The sequence below is a fragment of the Mycolicibacterium grossiae genome, assembly GCF_008329645.1.
GTDB classification, from domain to species: Bacteria; Actinomycetota; Actinomycetes; order Mycobacteriales; family Mycobacteriaceae; genus Mycobacterium; species Mycobacterium grossiae.
Map to the genome: position 1 here is coordinate 5,497,396 of NZ_CP043474.1, position 17,229 is coordinate 5,514,624.

Annotated in this window: 17 protein-coding genes; 6 read left to right on the forward strand and 11 right to left on the reverse strand. The window is 71.3% G+C overall.

The window, feature by feature from the left end; genetic code table 11:
• Window positions 1-112: 112 nt before the first annotated feature.
• From FZ046_RS26255 to FZ046_RS26265, 3 genes are read right to left on the reverse strand one after another with little or no spacing between them, the layout of a single operon-like run.
• Window positions 113-1,255 carry an acyl-CoA dehydrogenase family protein gene (locus FZ046_RS26255; RefSeq protein WP_070354809.1) on the reverse strand — a complete coding sequence of 381 codons (1,143 nt, stop codon included), beginning with the start codon at window positions 1,253-1,255 and terminating at the stop codon, window positions 113-115.
• 9 nt (window positions 1,256-1,264) lie between these two features.
• On the reverse strand, window positions 1,265-2,062 hold the full coding sequence (locus FZ046_RS26260; RefSeq protein ID WP_070354810.1) for a crotonase/enoyl-CoA hydratase family protein: 798 nt from the start codon (window positions 2,060-2,062) through the stop codon (window positions 1,265-1,267).
• A complete protein-coding gene (locus FZ046_RS26265) occupies window positions 2,059-3,216 on the reverse strand; it encodes a thiolase family protein (protein ID WP_070354811.1) in 1,158 nt (385 codons plus the stop codon). Before FZ046_RS26265 ends, FZ046_RS26260 begins: the two co-directional genes overlap by 4 nt.
• A 196-nt stretch (window positions 3,217-3,412) precedes the next feature.
• On the opposite strand from FZ046_RS26265, the gene FZ046_RS26270 reads away from it, so the two are divergent.
• Window positions 3,413-4,210, forward strand: a complete 798-nt coding sequence (locus tag FZ046_RS26270) for a FadR/GntR family transcriptional regulator (RefSeq protein WP_070354812.1) — start codon at window positions 3,413-3,415, stop codon at window positions 4,208-4,210.
• A gap of 30 nt (window positions 4,211-4,240) precedes the next feature.
• Here FZ046_RS26270 and FZ046_RS26275 read toward each other — a convergent pair whose 3' ends face one another.
• The 3 genes from FZ046_RS26275 to FZ046_RS26285 form a co-directional block, all read right to left on the reverse strand.
• Window positions 4,241-6,001: a DUF3556 domain-containing protein gene (locus tag FZ046_RS26275; protein ID WP_070354813.1), complete on the reverse strand. Its 1,761-nt coding sequence runs from the start codon at window positions 5,999-6,001 to the stop codon at window positions 4,241-4,243.
• Between the two features lie 60 nt (window positions 6,002-6,061).
• Complete coding sequence (locus FZ046_RS26280; protein ID WP_407664490.1) at window positions 6,062-6,529, reverse strand: DoxX family protein; 468 nt, start codon at window positions 6,527-6,529, stop codon at window positions 6,062-6,064.
• 88 nt (window positions 6,530-6,617) lie between these two features.
• On the reverse strand, window positions 6,618-7,382 hold the full coding sequence (locus FZ046_RS26285) for an SDR family NAD(P)-dependent oxidoreductase (protein WP_070354815.1): 765 nt from the start codon (window positions 7,380-7,382) through the stop codon (window positions 6,618-6,620).
• A gap of 24 nt (window positions 7,383-7,406) precedes the next feature.
• Here FZ046_RS26285 and FZ046_RS26290 point away from each other — a divergent pair, with 24 nt between their 5' ends.
• Window positions 7,407-8,030 (forward strand): TetR/AcrR family transcriptional regulator, encoded by a 624-nt coding sequence (locus FZ046_RS26290; RefSeq protein WP_070354816.1) that lies wholly within the window; start codon window positions 7,407-7,409, stop codon window positions 8,028-8,030.
• Here the strand turns inward: FZ046_RS26290 and FZ046_RS26295 are convergent.
• From FZ046_RS26295 to FZ046_RS26315, 5 genes are all read right to left on the reverse strand, one after another.
• Window positions 8,000-9,289, reverse strand: a complete 1,290-nt coding sequence (locus FZ046_RS26295) for a DUF1298 domain-containing protein (protein WP_070354817.1) — start codon at window positions 9,287-9,289, stop codon at window positions 8,000-8,002. The genes FZ046_RS26290 and FZ046_RS26295 overlap by 31 nt on opposite strands.
• A 1-nt stretch (window position 9,290) precedes the next feature.
• Window positions 9,291-10,184 (reverse strand): alpha/beta fold hydrolase, encoded by an 894-nt coding sequence (locus tag FZ046_RS26300; protein ID WP_070354818.1) that lies wholly within the window; start codon window positions 10,182-10,184, stop codon window positions 9,291-9,293.
• 11 nt (window positions 10,185-10,195) lie between these two features.
• Complete coding sequence (locus FZ046_RS26305) at window positions 10,196-10,810, reverse strand: Rv1363c family protein (RefSeq protein ID WP_070354819.1); 615 nt, start codon at window positions 10,808-10,810, stop codon at window positions 10,196-10,198.
• Window positions 10,807-11,436 carry an Rv1363c family protein gene (locus tag FZ046_RS26310; protein ID WP_070354820.1) on the reverse strand — a complete coding sequence of 210 codons (630 nt, stop codon included), beginning with the start codon at window positions 11,434-11,436 and terminating at the stop codon, window positions 10,807-10,809. Before FZ046_RS26310 ends, FZ046_RS26305 begins: the two co-directional genes overlap by 4 nt.
• A gap of 135 nt (window positions 11,437-11,571) precedes the next feature.
• Window positions 11,572-12,045 carry a VOC family protein gene (locus FZ046_RS26315; protein ID WP_070354832.1) on the reverse strand — a complete coding sequence of 158 codons (474 nt, stop codon included), beginning with the start codon at window positions 12,043-12,045 and terminating at the stop codon, window positions 11,572-11,574.
• Window positions 12,046-12,148: 103 nt separating this feature from the next.
• On the opposite strand from FZ046_RS26315, the gene FZ046_RS26320 reads away from it, so the two are divergent.
• The 4 genes from FZ046_RS26320 (at window position 12,149) to FZ046_RS26335 (ending at window position 17,229) form a co-directional block, all read left to right on the forward strand.
• Complete coding sequence (locus FZ046_RS26320; protein ID WP_070354821.1) at window positions 12,149-13,003, forward strand: alpha/beta fold hydrolase; 855 nt, start codon at window positions 12,149-12,151, stop codon at window positions 13,001-13,003.
• Entirely contained in the window at window positions 13,000-15,918 is a 2,919-nt protein-coding gene (locus FZ046_RS26325; RefSeq protein WP_070354822.1) for an aminotransferase, read from the forward strand. The genes FZ046_RS26320 and FZ046_RS26325 overlap by 4 nt, the downstream gene beginning before the upstream one ends.
• Before the next feature lie 78 nt (window positions 15,919-15,996).
• Window positions 15,997-16,404 (forward strand): hypothetical protein, encoded by a 408-nt coding sequence (locus tag FZ046_RS26330; protein ID WP_070354833.1) that lies wholly within the window; start codon window positions 15,997-15,999, stop codon window positions 16,402-16,404.
• Window positions 16,405-16,446: 42 nt separating this feature from the next.
• Window positions 16,447-17,229: an adenylate/guanylate cyclase domain-containing protein gene (locus FZ046_RS26335; RefSeq protein ID WP_070354834.1), complete on the forward strand. Its 783-nt coding sequence runs from the start codon at window positions 16,447-16,449 to the stop codon at window positions 17,227-17,229.

Genomic DNA, 17,229 nt, shown 5'->3' on the forward strand with positions numbered 1-17,229 from the left:
CACGCGAAGAAGCGGCTCGGGACCTCGTCGTCCCGAGCCGCTTTTCGTGATTGCGGCGCGCTAGCGTTCGCCTAGCGAACGGCAGCGCGCCGAAATCGCCCTGGAGGGCCGGTCACAGCCCCAGGTCGCGTCCGATGATCTCCTTCATGATCTCGGTCGTGCCGCCGTAGATCGTGGAGATGCGGACGTCGACGTAGTCGCGTGCCACCTTGTACTCATTCATGTAGCCGTAGCCGCCGTGCAGCTGCAGGCACGCGTCGACGACGCGCTTGTGCAGTTCGGTGCACCACCACTTGGCCTTGGAGGCCTGCACGGCGGTCAGCTCGCCGTCGACGACGGCCCGCAGGCAGCGGTCGATGTACTGCTCGCCGATCTCCAGTTCGGTGTCGAGCTCGGCCATGGTGAACCGGCTGTTCTGGAAGCTGCCGATCGGCTGCCCGAAGGCCTTGCGGTCCTTGACGTATTGCAGCGTCTCGTCGAACGTCGCCCGCGCGCCGGCGATCGCGGCGACCGCGATGGACAACCGCTCCGACGGCAGGTTGGTCATGAGGTGGTAGAAGCCCTTGCCCTCCTCGCCGAGCAGATTGGCCCCCGGCACCCGCACGTTGTCGAAGTGCAGCTCGGCGGTGTCGGCGAAGTGCTGACCCATCTTGTCGAGCTTGCGGCCGCGGGTGAAGCCCTCCATCCCGCGCTCGACGACCAGCAGCGAGAAGCCCTTGTGCCCGGCGTCGGGGTTGGTGCGCGCGACGACAACCACCAGGTCGGAGTTGATGCCCGCGGAGATGAACGTTTTGGAGCCGTTGAGGATCCAGTCGTCGCCGTCGCGGACGGCCGAGGTCTTGATGCCCGCGAGGTCGCTGCCCGCGCCCGGCTCGCTCATCGCGACCGCACCGATCAGCTCACCGGTGATGTAGCCCGGCAGCCAGCGCGCCTGCTGCTCCTCGTTGGCGAGGTTCACGAAGTACGGGCCGACGATGTCGTTCTGCAGGCTGACACCCGGGGTGGGGCCGCCGTAGCGGGCGAACTCCTCGACGATCACCGCGTTGAAGCGGAAGTCGTCCACGCCCCCGCCGCCGAACTTCTCCGGCAGGTTGAAGCCGATGAGCCCGTACTTGCCGGCCGCGATGTACGCGTCGCGGTCGACGATCTTCTCGTTGGCCCACTTCTCGGCGTACGGCGCACATTCCTTCTCGAGGAACTGCCGGGCGGTTGCGCGCAGCTGCTCGTGTTCCTCGTCGAAGATGAGTCTCTTCACGTCGTCCTCCTATTCGGCTTTCCAGACCGGCTGGCGCTTCTCGGCGAAGGCCAGCGGTCCCTCCCTGGCGTCCTTCGAACGCAGCACCGCCCCCATCTCGCGGATGGTCCGGTTCCAGCCCGCCTGCTCGTCGGGCACGGTGCCGTCGTCCACGCCGCGGGCCACGCGCTTGCTGGCCCACACCGCCAGCGGCGCGTTGACGGTGATGCGCAAGGCGAGCGCGAGCGCGGCGTCGACCACGGTGCCGTCGGGCACCACCTCGTTGATCAGACCCCAGCGCAGGGCGTCGGCCGCCGACATCGGCTCGCCGGTCAGGACAAGTTCCATCGCGACCTTGCGGGGCAGCTGGTCGACGATGCGGAACACCCCACCGGCGCCGGCGATCAGGCCGCGCTTGACCTCCGGCAGCCCGAACGTGGTGCGCTCCTCGGCGACCACCAGGTCCGACGCCAGCGCGATCTCCGTGCCGCCGCCCAGCGCCGTCCCGTTGACCGCGGCGATGATCGGCTTGTCGATGACGTGCTGCACGTAGCCGGCGAACCCCCATTCGGCGTGGTCGGGGTGAAAGATGTTCTCCCGCCGGGAGATCGCCTTCAGGTCGGCTCCGGCGCAGAACGTCTGTCCCGCTCCGGTGAGCACGACGGCGCGCACCTCGGGATCCTGCTGCGCGGCGTGCAGCGCGTCGCCGAGCGCGGTGCTCACCGCGGCGTTGACGGCGTTGCGCGCCTCCGGGCGGTTGAGCGTGATCAGCAGGACGTTGCCCCGACGCTCGGTCAGAGCGCCCGGGGCCGCGGCATCCTCGCTCACAGCAGCTCGAGGATGGTCGCGTTGGCCTGGCCGCCGCCCTCGCACATGGTCTGCAGGCCGTACTGAATCCCGTTGTCGCGCATGTGGTACAGCATCGTCGTCATGATGCGCGCGCCCGAGCCGCCGAGCGGGTGGCCCAGCGCGATCGCGCCGCCGTTGGGGTTCAGCTTCTTCTCGTCGGCGCCGATGTCGGCGAGCCACGCCATCGGCACGGGCGCGAACGCCTCGTTGACCTCGAAGACGCCGATGTCCTCGAGGCGCAGCCCCGACTTCTTCAGCACTTTCTGGGTCGCCGGGATCGGCGCGGTCAGCATGATGACCGGATCGGAGCCGGCGAGGGTCGCGGTGTGCACCTTGGCGATGGGCTTGAGACCGAGCGACTGCGCCTTCTCCGCGGACATGAACAGCAACGCCGCCGAGCCGTCGGAGATCTGGCTGGAGTTGCCGGCGTGGATCACGCCGTCCTCCTTGAAGGCCGGCTTCAGCTGCGCCAGCTTCTCGATCGGGGTACCGCGGCGGATGCCCTCGTCCTTGAGCACGACGGTCTCGTTGCCGTCGGCGTCGGTGGTCTTGATCCCGACGATCTGGTCGTCGAACGCGCCGGAATCCTGTGCGGCGGCGGCCTTCTCGTGCGAGTCGAGGGAGAACTGGTCGAGCGTGGTGCGGTCCAGGCCCCAGCGCTCGGCAATCATCTCGGCGCCGATGCCCTGGTTGGGCGTCTGGCTGTAGCGGCTGCGGAAGGCCTCCGGGTAGGGGTGGCCGCCGTTGGCCAGCGACGAACCCATGGGGGTGCGCGACATCGACTCGACGCCACCGGCGACGACGACGTCGTAGTGTCCGGCGATGACGCCCGCGGCGGCGAAGTGCACCGACTGCTGGCTCGAGCCGCACTGGCGGTCGACGGTCACGCCCGGCACCGTCTCCGGCCAGCCCGCGGCGAGCACCGCGGTGCGCGCGATGTCGAGGGCCTGCTCCCCGGCCTGCATGACGCAGCCCCAGATGACGTCGTCGACCAGCGCGGGATCGACGCCCGCACGCTCGACGAGTCCGTTGAGGACCTGGGCCGACAGCTCACCGGGGTGGACGCCGGACAGCCCGCCGTTGCGCTTGCCGATCGGCGATCGGACGGCTTCGACGATGACGGCTTCGGCCATGACACTTCTCCTTCGAAGGACGGGCACGCCCCGTGGGCGCGATCACCAACCGAAGGTAGAGGAACTAGGTTTACTAGGTCAACCTACTGGTTGGTAGACGTCGGGCGTCGCGCTCGGGAACGGCCGCGGCCTTCTCGACATGGTTTACTGAGTTGACCAGCTGAGCATGCCCCAGGCCCGGACGAGAGGAGGCGCGATGGTCCGCAACACGCCGCTGGCGCCCATGATCGGGCCGGACAGCGTGACGCCGCTCGGCGGGTCTCCGATCCGCTCGCCGAAGACGGCCGAACTCGTCGCCGGAACGCTACGGCGCATGGTGGTCGACGGCCAACTCTCCGAGGGCGACTTCCTGCCCAACGAGGCGGAGCTGATGGCGCACTTCGGCGTCAGCCGCCCAACGCTGCGCGAGGCCGTGCGGGTGCTCGAGTCCGAGCGCCTGGTCGAGGTGCGGCGCGGGTCGCGCACCGGCGCCCGCGTCCGGGTGCCGGGCCCGGAGATCGTCGCCCGGCCCGCGGGTCTGCTGCTCGAGCTGTCCGGCGCCACGATCGCCGACCTGCTGACCGCCAAGGCGGGCATCGAGCCCCTGGCGGCACGTCTGCTCGCCGAGTCCGGCAGTGCGGAGGCGTTCGACGAACTCGACCGGCTGCTCGCCGAACTCGTCGCCGCCGACCCGCAGTCCAGCCGGCTGGCCGAGAGCACCGGGCTGTTCCACCTGCGGGTGGTGCAGCTGTCGGGCAACGCCACGCTGAGCATCGTGGCCGGCATGCTGCACGAGATCACGGTGCGGCACACGGCGTTCGTGTTCAACGCGCACCGTCCGGTGTCGAAGGCCGACTTCGTCAAGCTGATCCGCTCCTACCGCAAGCTCATGCAGTTCCTGCGCGCCGGCGACGGCGACCGCGCCGAGGCGCATTGGCGCAAGCACCTCGACGTGTCCCGCGAGCTGCTGCTGACCGGCCTGGAGAGCGTGCCGGTCCGCGACGTGATGGGCTGACGGTCTCGCCGAGCCTGCTGCCAGATCGCGTCACTGGGCCGGATCGCGATCTCCCCGCAGTCTCGACGCATCCGACGACGTGACGTGCACCGGCACGGTGTCGTCCCACGGCTGCCGGGTGACCATCTCGGCGACCTCGACGTAGCCGCGCTCGAACTCGCCGGTCGCAGCGTCGACCAGCCGGTACTGCTGCCGCTGCACGTGGATGGGCTGGGCGTCGAGCATCACGATGCGGATCTCGCCCGGCTCGAAGTGGCACCGGGACTGCAGCGCGGCGACCAGCTGCTCGTTGCTCATGTGGCCGTCGCCGAAGTTCCAGCCGATCGCCGTGGAGACGATGCGTTCGCCATCGGTGAGGACGTACTCCGCCTCGTCCTGACCGGTCATCGCCCGGTGCGCGAGGGTGAACAGCGCCCGGCCGTGGGTGTTGAAGGAGCGGAACGCGTATCCCATGTAGAGGTACATCTCGGCGGTCTCGCGGCTGCCGTAGTACCGCTCCATCTGCGCGGCGGGCATGCTGGCGATCGAGACGATGCCCCGCTCGATCTTCTCCGCGGCCGAGGGCTTCACGCACCACAGCGAGGTGTCCCAGTTGCCGGCGTAGTAGCGCATGCCGGGCAGGAACGACACCTTGCGCGGGAACAGGTTGCCCAGCGCGACGGTGCCGGCCACGACGACGAACAGCAGCACCGGCCACGGGCTCTTCAGGTCGGCAAGTCCGACGTTCGCGTGCCCGACGAACAGCGCCACGACGCTTAACATCATGAACACGTTCCACTCCAGCGGCACGCCCATCGGAATGCTCGACAGGATGCCGAAGTGGAAGCACAGCATGACGAAGGCGGCGATCGCGGTGGCCGGGCCGCCGTGGCTGAAGAACAGCACCAGCGGCACCAGCCCTTCGATCACCGTGCTGAAGTGCGCGAGGAACCGGGACGGCCGTCCGGGCCGCAGGTCGTCGGGGAAGTGCTCGAAGAAGCGCCGCTTGATCCACCGCGGCCGGAACACCGGGTTGTTGCTCATCATGGTCGAGATGACGAACGGGAAGTGCTTGTTGAGCTTGCTCGTCGCGGCGCCGAGCCAGATCACCAGGCACACCAGCTTGGCGGCGATGACGATGTCGGCGCCGCTGAACAGGAAGCACGCCGCGAGTGAGGCGTACACCTCGCCGCGCGCCGCCAGGAAGATGACCTTGTCGCGCAGCCCGACGACGGCGAGGACGCCGAGGATCGCGGCGGTCTGCCAGACCGGGAGCACGCCGATCTCCGACCCCAGTTCGGAGATGGGCCCGGTGCCGTCGGTCGCCAACGCGACGACGAGCAGGATCAGCAGCGCGGCGTAGAGCGCGGCATCGAACGGCGTCCGGGCGTCGCCTCTGGTCAGTGGAATGCGGTTCGGCCACGGTGGCAGCCGGATGGTGCCGGGCCGCAGCCAGTACAGGATCGAGCCCATCGGCGGGAAGAACCGGTTGTTCAGCGGGCCGAAGCCGCACCCGAGGCCGACGACCTCGAACAGCATCGTGTAGAGGATGACCTTCTGGTAGACGATCGGCTCGGCGTACCACTGGGCCACGTTGGTGAACCCGTCGACGCCGGCGGTGGTCAGCGCGACGAGCCACGCGCCCAGCACGTACAGCAGGATCTTGACGACGTAGAACAGGTGCAGCACCACCGGCGTGCCGAACCCGACCTCGGCCCAGTGCCGGGCCATCGGTTCGATGCGCTGCGAGCGGGTTCCCTTGCTCCACGTCGCGTAGTCGACGACCGGGGCGTCCTGTTTCAGAAATCCCATGCCGAGAAGACTAGAACGTGTTCTAGTCCGGCGGAATGGGTTCTGCCGACTCCCCGAGCGTCAGCTCGCCTGGTTGGCCGGTGGACGGAAGAAGATCGCCAGCTGGCCGATGCCCCCGGCCAGGCCGAGGACGATCGCGACGGCCAGTCCGCCCCAGCCGTGCACCCAGTCCCACAGGGCGGTGTCGCGCAGCAGCAGGTAGTCCAGGCTGTAACGGCCCGCGCCGACGCCGGCGATCGCCACCGCCGTGACGGCCAGGACGAGGTTGTACTCCCAGCCCTCCTTAACGATGAAGAACCCGTTGCGGCGGTGCACGGTCCACGCCGCGACGAGCATCAGCGCGACGAAGCCGGCGGCGGGAACCGGCGTCAGCAGACCCACCGCCAGGCCGAGGCCGGCGGCGATCTCGGTCGTGGCCGCCACCCGGGCGTGGAACATGCCGGGCTTCATGCCGATGCTGTCGAACCACCCGGCCGTGCCCGGGATCCGGCCACCGCCGAAGAACTTGTTGTACCCGTGCGCGGCCATGGTCAGGCCGAGCACGACGCGCAGCACCAGCAGGGCGACGTCGGTCGCGGAGTCGTAGGCAGTCACGTAACAGAATGTAGGCCATGTGTTAAACGGCCGACCAGCCTCCGTCGACACTGAGCACGGTTCCGCAAATGTTCGCTGCGTCGTCGGACGCGAGGAACACCACCGCAGCGGCCACCTCCTCGGGCGTGCTCATCCGGCGGCTCGGGATTTTGGCCAGCATGGGTGCGACGTGCTCGGCGAACTCGCCGGCGCGCTCGGTGGCGATCGGCCCGGGCGCGACCGCGTTGACCCGGACACCAGCCGGACCGTACTCGTCGGCCCAGGACTTGGTGAACGAGTGCAGCACCGCCTTGGTACCGCTGTAGACCGCGGACCCCGCACTGCCGCGTAGGCCGGTGTTCGAGCCGATGTTGACGATTGCGCCCGAGCCCCGCTCGGCCATCGCCGGGGCGAGCAGGCCGGTCAAGAGGAACGGCGCGAACACGTTGACGTCGAAGACCTCGCGGAGTTCGGCCAGACCGACGTCCGACGTGGGCTTCGGCATCAGCAGCGTCGCAGCGTTGTTGATCAGGACGTCGAGCGTCCCGCCAGCCGCTGCGGTGGCGGCCTCGGGGAGCGCGTGGGCGCCCGCGTCCCCCGCCGCCAAGTCGGCGGGCACGAACGTCGCCCGGCCTCCCCCGGCGCGGATGCCGGCGGCGACGTCGGCACCGCGGGCGGCGTTGCGGCCGGAGACGACCACCGCCGCCCCGGCAGCGGCGAGCGCCCGTGCGATGGCGCCGCCGAGCCCGCCCGTGGATCCGGTGACCAGTGCGGAGCGGCCGTCCAGCCGCATAGTGTGTGGACTCATGAGTCCAAGACTGGCCATCTAAAAATGGACCCGCAAGTCCAGAAATGGACCTCGAAGGGCCGTGCCACCCGCCAGCGGATCATCGACGGGGCCGCTGCGCAGATCCGCACGAACGGTGCGGTGGGCACACGCCTGGAGGACGTGATGGACCGAACCGGCACGTCGAAGAGCCAGCTGTTCCACTACTTCCCGGGCGGCAAGGACGAATTGCTGCTCGCGGTCGCCGAGCAGGAGGCGCGCCGCGTGCTCGACGACCAGCAGCCGCACCTCGGCACGCTGACGTCGTGGGCGGCGTGGCAACGCTGGCGCGACGCGGTGGTGGCACGTTATCGCGGGCAGGGCCAGCAGTGCCCGCTGTCGACGGTGATGTCCGAGATCGGCCGCACGCCGGGCGCGCAGGCGGTGACGCAGGCGCTGATCACGCAGTGGCGCTCGGAGATCGAGGTCGGCGTGCGGGCCATGCAGACGCGCGGCAAGATCGGCGCCGCCGTCGACCCGGTCCGTGCTGCGGCCGCTCTGCTCGCCGGCATTCAGGGCGGTGTCCTGATCATGCTGAACACCGGTGATCTCGGCTACCTCGAGGCGGCCCTGGACACCGGCATCGCCGCCCTGCGCGGTCAGAGCGCCGCATCGAGGCGGTCGACGTAGGCGGCGACCCCGTCGGGACCGCCGAGCACGGCCTCGGTGGAGTGCACGCTGACCGCGACGACGTCGCCCAGTCCGTGCACCCCGTGCGCCAGTGCCATCAGCGGCGACAGGCTCGGAAAGCTCGACGTCAGCAGGACCGGCGCACCACCGAACGCGAGGTCCGCCGGTCCGCGGTGGACGCTGGAGACGACGGCGTTGCCGCTCACCGACACGGGCCGGACGGTCGGGTCGAAGTGGCCGATCCCCCATCGCAGCAGCGGCGCCGGCGTCGCGGCGAACGCGCGGGCGTCCGCCCGATGCGCAGGGTGCTCGGCGCGCACGCGACGGTCGCGCAGGTCGGCGGCGATGCGCTCGGCGCGCGCGGAGGCCGGCAGGTCCGGATGCAGGCCGACGCCGACGTTGCCGTAGTGGTTGTGGGCGCGTCGAGGCGGCGCCGTGGCCATCGGCACCTCGGCACCGAGACCGGCCGGATCGTCGCCGAGCGCGCGCAGGTGCCCGGTGAGCGCCTCGGCGACCGCGGACAGCACGGCGACGGTGACCGTGCCGGCACCGAGGTCGTGCCGCCGCCGGGTGAGCACGCGGAGGATGCGCGGCCCGTCGTCGAGGGCGTTGGAGCGCATCGGCGGGCACGGAATTGCCGGGGGCGGGACGGCACCGGACGCCTCGTCGCGCCGCAGTCGACGGTGGGCGCGCGCGGCCCGTGCGCCGAGCACCGGTAGCAGCAGTGGCCGTGCCGGGTCGGGCCACGACGGCGGCACGGCGGCGTCGCGGCCGAACAGGTGGGCCGCCAGCGCGGCGGAGCGCTGTCCGTCGCCGAGGGCATGCGCGATGCGCACCACCGCGACGGTGCCCTCGCCCGCCGCTCCGGGGATGCCGCGCACGCCGGGCAGGACGTGCAGGTGCCAGGGCGCGACCCCGGCGTCGAGGCGCCGGGCGGTCAACTCGGTCACCGCCCGTAGGCACCCGGTCCAGGTGGGGTCGTCGAGGCGATCGACCGTCGCCCAGCCGCGGTCGACGTCGGCCGGCACCCACGCCGGATACCGCCACCTTCCCCGGTCGGCGACCCGGACCGCGGCGTCCGGGCAGGCGCGGGCGCGGCCGCACACCTCGGCCACGGCACCGTCCACGTCGGCCGGTACGCCGTCGAAGGCGTACAGCAGGTACTGGTCGCTGGGCACCACCGATGAGAGCCACAGCGTCTGGGCGTCCACGGCGGTCAGCGGCCGGGCGTCTCCCCGCGGCGGGCGGGCCGCCGGCACGCTACGCGCCGACGAAGTCGACGATGTGCCGGGCGACCACGTCGGGCTGCTCGAGCTGCAGGAAGTGCCCGGCGGCGCCGACGGTCGTCACCCGGCTGCCCTCGGGCAGCACGCGGGACACCCAGCGGGCGTAATCGGCCGTGGCGCAGCCGTCGTCGGTGCCGTGCAGGTACAGCGTCGGCACCACCGGCGCGTTCAGCCAATGCGCGTGCAGTGCGGCGTAGCGCGGCGGCGGGGTGCTGCCGCGCATGGTTTGCCGGTAGTAACCCAGTGCCGCCCGCCAGTTCGCGGGCGCTCCGATCGCGGCGCGCACCCGCGTGACGTCGTCGGCCGCGTCATAGCCCGGCGACCACTGCCGCCACAGCCACGGGATGAGCCACGACGCCGAACGCTCGGGCAGCCAGGGCACCTGGTTGAAGCCGATGTACCAGCTGCGCAGCAGCTGCAGCGGGATTCGCGCGGCGAGGGCGCCGACGTCGGGCACCCTGCCGCGGAACGCCGCCGCCGGTGGCACCGACATGATGACGGCCTTGGCGAACGGCGCCTCGGGCAGCGCCGCGAGCCCGGCCCCGGCGATGGCCCCCCAGTCGTGGCCGATGAGGACGTCGTCGTCGCTACCGCCCAGGGCGTCGCGCACCGCCAGCGCGTCGGCCATCAGGGCCCCGACGTGGTAGCTGCCATCCGACGACGTCGTCGACGGTGCGTAGCCGCGCATGAAGGGCGCCGCGACGCGGTAGCCGGCGTCGACGAGGGCCGGCGCCACCTTCCGCCAGCCGTGCGCCGTATCCGGGAAACCGTGCAGGCACAGGGCGATCGGGCCGTCGGCGGGCCCCCACACCAGGACGCGGAGCGTGACGTCGTCGCCGGCGACGTCGACGGTGCGTGGTTCGCTCATCGGCACGGGCCTCACACCGGGTCGAAGCCGGAGACGAGCCACCGGCCGCCGACCCGGTCGAGGGTGACGCGCACGCTGGACGCGGTGTCGGTCGGCGCGTCGCTGCCGACCACCACGGTCTGGTTCACGAACACCAGCACCACGGCGCGGTTCGGCTCGGCCGAGACCGACGCCGCCGCGGGGACGGTCGCGACGGCCGAGATCTGCTTCTGCTTGGCGCCGGGGATCACGACGTCGTTGGTGAGCGTCGTGTAGGAATCCCGAAAGTCGCCGGTGAGCAGACTGCGCGCGTTGCCGAGCTGCTGGTCGACCTTGTCCGGGGTGTAGGACAGCAGCGCGATGGTGCTGTCCTTGGCCGCCTGCAGGGTCTCGGCGCGCACCTCGTCGTCGACGCGCACCGACGAGTCGACGTACTTCAGGAACGCCGCGGCGAGGGCGAGGATCAACACCAGGCCGGGCAGGATGCCGTAGGCCAGCACACGTCTCCAATTCACCCCGCGATTCACGGGTGCGGGCTCGGTCGCGTCGAGCCCGGTATCGGGCTCCGTCAGGTCGGGCTCGGCGTCGAGTTCGATTGCCGTGGACGGCGTTTCGGTCGGGCCGGTGTTCGGAGTGGGATCGGTCATGCTACGAAGTCCACCTTCGCCACCTTCGCGTCGTCGCCGGTCTTCTGCACCGACAGCCGCATCCGCCAGGCACGGGGCGCCTGCTCGGGCTGACCCTCGACCGCGGTGGTGACGGTGACGGCGACGAGGACGTCGGCGCCGTCGTCGGTCTCGTCCTCGATGCCCGCCTCGGTGACGGTGCCGACGGACGTCGACTTCACCTGCCGGACCACCTCGGCGAACGGCTGGGCGCGCTGCTGGAACTCGTCGTAGAAGCTTCCGGTCGCCGAGTCGAGGATGCGCTGCACGTCCTGGTCGACGCGGGTGTGGTCGATGCTGGTGAGGTTGACCGCCCCCTGACGTCCGACCGCGAGGAACAGCGCACGCTGCTCGTCGGCGCGGTGCGAGTCGTATGCCCGCACGCCGAGCCAGCCGACCAGTCCGCCGAGGGCGAGGACCAGCACGACCCCGAGGAGGGTCGCGAGGGTGACGTGGGACAGCGGCGCGCGGGGAGCCGCCGCAGCGGCGTCCGGAGCGTCGGGCGCAGCCGTCTCGTCGACGGCCTGGTCGTCCGCGGACGCGCCGGTCACCCCGGCGGCGGGCTCGTCGGCCGTCTCCCCGACGGGGTCGGCAGGGTCGTCTGCCATGTTCGCTCCTCCGTGGCGCTCGGGACCCGGCGGCACCGCGTGCGGCGCTGCCGTCGGTCCAACCTACGTGCCGAGGCGCGATGGTAGGTGGCGCGGCCGGGCGGCGTGGCGTGCGGGTTGCCCCCGCACCCGGACTCACACCCTGGTGACGGCCGCTTCCAGGTCGGCGACGACGATTCGGCGCATCCCGAGCATGGCGGCGGTGGCGGCGGCCGCCCGCGCCGGATCCGGGTCCTCGAGCAGCTCGTACAACCGGCGCGGCACGATCTGCCAGCTCAGGCCGAAGCGGTCGGCCAACCAGCCGCACTGCGACTCGGCGCCGCCCTCGACGAGGGCGTTCCAGTAATGGTCGACCTCGTCCTGATCGGCGCAGAGCACCTCGAAGCTGACGGCCTCGGTGAACGGGAACTGCGGTCCGCCGTTGATGCCGAGGAACCGCTGCCCATCGAGGGTGAACGTCACGTAGGCCACCTCGCCGGCCGGGCCGGGACCCGCGTCGGTGAAGCGGACCGCGGCATCCACCGTCGAGTGGGGGAACACCGAGACGTAGAAGGCAGCGGCCTCCTCGGCGTTCCCGTCGAACCAGAGCGAGGGCGTGATGGTGGGCATGCCGTACCGACCGTCGGGACCGGCGAAACTCATCGATTCGCCCCCGCTACCGTCACGGGGCGCGGTAGACCCGAAACGACGGGGATCGCAGCTGGGCGAGAGGATGGCCGTGACCGAGGTGCAGACCGTGACGTTCCGTGGTGTCGACGACCTCCGGTTGGTCGCCGACGAGTGGAACCGCGGGGCGCCGTCGGCGGCCGAGCGCCCGACCATCCTCCTGCTGCACGGCGGCGGGCAGAACCGGTGGTCGTGGAAGAACACCGGCCAGGTACTCGCCGACCACGGTTTCCATGTCGTCGCGCTCGACAGCCGCGGCCACGGTGACAGTGACCGCTCGCCCACGGCCACCTACACCGTCGAGGCGCTGTGCGACGACACCCTGGCAGTGCTGTACCAGATCGGGCGGCCCGTGGTGGTGATCGGCGCCAGCATGGGCGGGCTCACCGGCATCGCCGCCGCCCACGAGGCCGGACCGGAGGTCGTGGTCAAGCTCGTCCTCGTCGACGTCGTGCCGCGCTTCGAGAAGGAAGGCAGCGCGCGGATCCGGGACTTCATGTTCAGCCACGTCGACGGGTTCGCGACCCTCGACGAGGCCGCCGACGCCGTTGCCGCCTACCTGCCGCACCGGCCGAAGCCGCGCAGCACCGAGGGGCTGAAGAAGAACCTCCGCTGGCGCGACGGCCGCTGGCACTGGCACTGGGATCCGGCGTTCCTCACCAAGCCCGAGGACGATCCCTTCGTCCGCGTCGACAAGCTCGAGCAGGCCGCGATCAACCTCGAGATACCGATCCTGCTCATCCGTGGGAAGCTGTCCGACGTGGTGAGCACGGAAGGCGTCCAGGACTTCCTGGCGAAGGTGCCGGCGGAGTTCGTCGAGTTGTCCGAGGCCGGTCACACGGCGGCCGGGGACGACAACGATGCGTTCAGCGACGTCGTCGTGCGGTTCGTCGCGTCGTGACCACGGGATTCCACTTCCTCGAACAGCCCGAATTGCCGGCGCCGCAGGTCGATTCGGAACAGGCAGCCGCCCTGGCGGCCGGCCACTTCGGGCTCGAGGTGACCGCGGAGTCCCTCGGCAGCCAGCAGGACAGGAACTTCCTGCTGCGCGACCGCGGCGGCGAGATCATTGGCGTGCTGAAGATCGCCAACCCCGCGTTCAGCGTCACCGAGCTGGAGGCGCAGGACGCCGCGGCGGCGCTGATCGCCACCGCCGAACCGACGCTGCGGGTGTCGGTGCCGCGCACCGACACCGAGGGCCGGCGCGGGACGACGGTCACCGGCCTGCTGGACGGCCCGGCCCACGTGCGGCTGCCGCCCTACCTGGAGGGCGGCACGCTGGTCGACGCCGGCTACCTGGCGCCCGAGACCGTCGCCGGCATGGGCGACGTGGCGGGCCGGGTGAGCCGGGCGCTGCGCGGCTTCCGCCATCCCGGCCTGGACCGTGCGCTGCAGTGGGATCCGAGGTTCGGCGGCGACGTCGTCGAGATGCTGGCGCGACACGTCGGGGACACCGCCCTGCGGGACCGACTCACCGCGGCGGCCGCACTGGCCGCCCGGCGCATCGCCGCGGTCGCCGACCAGCTGCCCGTCCAGGCGGTGCACCTCGACCTCACCGACGCGAACCTCGTCGCGGGGCCGGGCGGCCACCCCGACGGCGTCATCGACTTCGGTGACCTGTCCGCCACCTGGGCGGTCTCCGAACTCGCCGTGACGCTGTCCTCGGTGCTCGGCCACCCCGGCACGTCACCGACCGCGATCCTGCCCGGCGTCACGGCTTTCCACGCGATCCGGCCGCTGTCACCGGCGGAGGCCGACGCGCTGTGGCCGATGCTGGTGCTGCGCGCGGCGGTGCTGATCGCCAGCGGGGCGCAGCAGGCCGAACTCGATCCCGACAATGCCTACCTCACCGAGCAGGCCGACGCGGAGCGGCGCATGTTCGAGGTGGCGACGTCGCTGCCGATCGACGTCATGCCCGGCGTCATCCGCGCCGCCGTCGGCCTGGACGTCACGCCGGCTCCGCTCAGCGGCGCGCCACTGCTCGCCGGCGTGGCTGCCGAGGACGTCGCCGTCCTCGACCTGTCCCCCACGTCCGACGTCTACGACGACGCGTTCGTCCCCGGCGCGTGGCTGGCGTCCGGCGTCGAGACCCGTCTGGCCGATGCAACGCTGGCCGCCGGTGCGCGGGTGGCGGTCACGGCGTTCGGGCGGCCGCGGCTCACCCGGGCCCCGGCGCTCAGCCAGGACGGCCCGAAGGTCATCCCGACCGGCATGGCCGCCTACGCGGCGGACGACGTGACCGTCGCCGCGCAGTGGCCCGGCGAGGTCGCCCGCACCGACGCGGGCCTGGTGCTGCGCGGTCGCGACCTCGAGATGGCCGTCGCCGGAGCCGAACTCACTGCGCCGACCGGGGAGGTGGCGGCCGGCACCGCGATCGCCACCGTCGCGTCGCGGCACTGGTTCGCCGTGGCGGTCAAGCCCGTCGGCGCACCTGCGGCCCCCGCGTTCACCAGCGCCGAGTTGGCGCCGGGCTGGCTGGCCCTGGCCCGCGACCCGGCCCCGCTGCTCGGCGTCGCGCCGCCGGTACCCCATGATGCTCCGAAGCTGTTGGCGCGCAGGGATTCCAGCTTCGCGCGCGTGCAGGAGCACTACTACGCCGATCCCCCGCAGATCGAGCGCGGCTGGCGGCACTTCCTGATGTCGACGCGCGGCCGGGTGTACCTCGACATGGTCAACAACGTGACGGTGCTGGGACACGCCCACCCCCGCATCGCCGACGTCGCCAACCGGCAACTGCGCCGGCTGAACACCAACTCGCGGTTCAACTACGAGGCCGTCGTCGAGTACTCCGAGCGGCTCGCGGCCACGCTGCCCGAACCGCTGGACACGGTGTTCCTGGTCAATTCCGGTTCGGAGGCCAGCGATCTCGCGATCCGGCTCGCGACCGCCGCCACCGGCCGCCGCGACGTCGTCGCGGTGGCCGAGGCCTACCACGGCTGGACCTACGGGACCGACGCGGTGTCGACCTCGACGGCCGACAATCCGAATGCCCTGACCACCCGGCCGGACTGGGTGCACACGGTCGAGTCGCCGAACAGCTTCCGCGGCAAGTACCGCGGCGACGACGTCGGCGCCTACGCGGTCGACGCGGTCCGTGAGATCGAGGCGCTGGTCGCGTCCGGCCGTCCGCCGGCGGGATTCATCTGCGAGTCGGTGTACGGCAATGCAGGTGGCATGACGCTGCCCGACGGCTACCTCGACGCGGTGTACGGCGCGGTCCGCCGGGCCGGCGGGCTCGCGATCGCCGACGAGGTGCAGGTCGGGTACGGCCGGCTGGGCACGTGGTTCTGGGGTTTCCACCAGCAGAACGTGGTGCCCGACATCGTGTCGGTGGCCAAGTCGACCGGCAACGGCTACCCCTTGGGTGCGGTGATCACCAGCCGGGCGGTGGCCGAGGCCTTCTCGTCGCAGGGCTACTTCTTCTCCTCGACCGGGGGCAGCCCGCTGTCCTGTGCGATCGGGCTCACGGTGCTCGACGTCCTCGCCGACGAGGATCTGCAGGGCAACGCGCTGCGGGTGGGCACCCACCTGAAGAACCGGCTGCTGGCGCTGCGCGACCGGCACGACGTCATCGGCACGGTGCACGGCATGGGGCTGTACCTCGGCGTCGAGATGGTCCGCGACCGGGACACGTTGACGCCCGCGCCCGAGGAGACCACGGCGATCTGCAACCGGATGCTCGACCTCGGCGTGGTGATCCAGCCGACCGGTGACCACCAGAACATCCTGAAGACCAAGCCGCCGTTGTGCATCGACGTCGCCGGCGCCGACTTCTACGTCGACGCGCTGGACCGGGTGCTCACCGAGGGGTGGTAGCCGGCTGACCAGATCTCGTCGCTCGTTGGCCGAAACGGCTGAGGCGCAGGGGGTCTCGACGGGCTAGCGTCGGTGTCCGTGTCCGCCGTCCTGCTCAGCGCCCACGTCGTCGTCGCGATCCTCGCGATCGGCCCGATCACCGTGGCGGCCAGCATCTTCCCGCGCTACGTCGCGTCACCACCGGTTGGCGCGGCCCTGCACCGCATCTGCGTGACGTATGCCGCCGTGGGCGCCGCCGTGCCGCTGCTCGGGATCGCGACGGCGGCCAGCATGGGCGTGCTCGGTGACACCTGGGTGCTGGTGTCGATCGCGTTGACCATCGCCGCCGCGCTGGTGCTGGCGGCGGCGATCCTGCCGCAGCAGCGGGCGGCCCTCGCCGGCGGCGGAGTGGGCACACTGGCGATGTCGACCGGCGTGTTCAACCTGCTGTGGGTGGTGGTCACGGTGCTGATGATCGTGCGACCAGGATCCTCGACCGGCGTGTGAGCCCGCGCGGGCGCGGCCGCACGGAATACTCGAGCGGTGTCGATGACGATGCTCGCGATCTACGTCCTGCTGGCGGTCGTGGCGGCCGAGGCCGTCGGGCTGCTGGTGCTGGCCCGACGGCTGAAGACCCGCGACGAGGAGATCGCCGCGCTGACGCGGCGTCTGGACACGCGCGCCAATCTGCTGTCCGGGGGACGCGAGGCCGTCAAACAGGTCTGGCAGACGGCGAACATCATCCGCAAGGAGGGCTTCGGCGCCGCGGTGCGATCCTCCATCGAGGACCTGGCCGACTGGGCCGAGGTCGAGCGGCCGGACCTCGCGCGGCTGACGCCCGACGGCCGGGTGTCGATCCTGTTCTCTGACATCGAGGACTCGACGGCGCTCAACGAACGCATCGGTGATCGTGCCTGGGTCCGGCTGATCGCCCGCCACGACAAGATGATCGGCCGCCACGTCAAGCGGTGCGGCGGCCACGTCGTCAAGAGCCAGGGCGACGGCTTCATGATCGCCTTCGCCCAGCCCGAGCAGGCGGTGCGCTGCAGCCTCGCCGTCCAGCGCGACCTGTCGAAGCGGCGGAAGGAGGTTCGCGTGCGGATCGGCATCCACACCGGCAAGTCGGTGCGCCGCGGCGACGACCTGTTCGGCCGCAACGTGGCGATGGCCGCGCGGGTGGCCGCCGCGGCGGACGGCGGCGAGGTGCTCGTCAGCGAGTCGGTCCGCGACGCCGTCGGCGGGCTCGACGACATCGCCTTCGACGACGGACGGGACTACGACCTCAAGGGGTTCAGCGGCAGCCACCGTCTCTACGCACTTCGGCTGACCTGA